This is a genomic window from Cloacibacillus sp. (genome assembly GCA_036655895.1).
Lineage (GTDB): Bacteria > Synergistota > Synergistia > Synergistales > Synergistaceae > JAVVPF01.
This window is the reverse complement of record JAVVPF010000156.1, coordinates 1-524: the sequence shown is the minus strand read 5'-3', so window position 1 is coordinate 524 and position 524 is coordinate 1. Positions and strand designations below refer to the sequence as shown.

The window sequence follows — 524 nt, the reverse complement described above, 5'->3', positions numbered from 1 at the left end:
AATTCTCGGTCTCCATTCTCTATATAATGCTGTATACGCCATGATTTATCACCTCTCTTTTTAATGTTTAAAGAATCGAACATTATTGTTAGCTTTACATTAAGGCCGTTGATCAAAATGGGCCTTTTCTTCATTTACCTATATTATATATTTTAAACTGTCATATGTGAATAATTTCATCTATATTTACTTTATTATAAACGAAACTAGCAAGAAATATTTTCCTGCTAGTTCTCATTATAAATAAAAAAGATGCTATTTAAGCATCTTATGTGTCATATTAAAGTCGTACACCTCGCTTCGATAGTTAGCCTATGTGCGTTACCCATACAGTTAGCTCAAACCAGATTGATCCACGGCACATGGAAGTGTTCACTTATCGCTGCTTCCTTCCGGACCTGACGAGGTTCATGAATTTCCATTGCGTGGGACCCAGTTCTCAACACCACTTATATGGGTCAGACCACACAAGTTAAAACCTAGGCGAGGGATTCAACCCTGCTGTAGCGGATTGCAGGTTACAG

At 37.2% G+C, this 524-nt stretch carries 1 other RNA gene; it reads right to left on the bottom strand.

The features are described from left to right. Positions 1 to 286 precede the first annotated feature (286 nt). Positions 287 to 524: signal recognition particle sRNA large type (gene ffs / locus RRY12_13425), an RNA gene on the bottom strand; the annotation flags it as partial.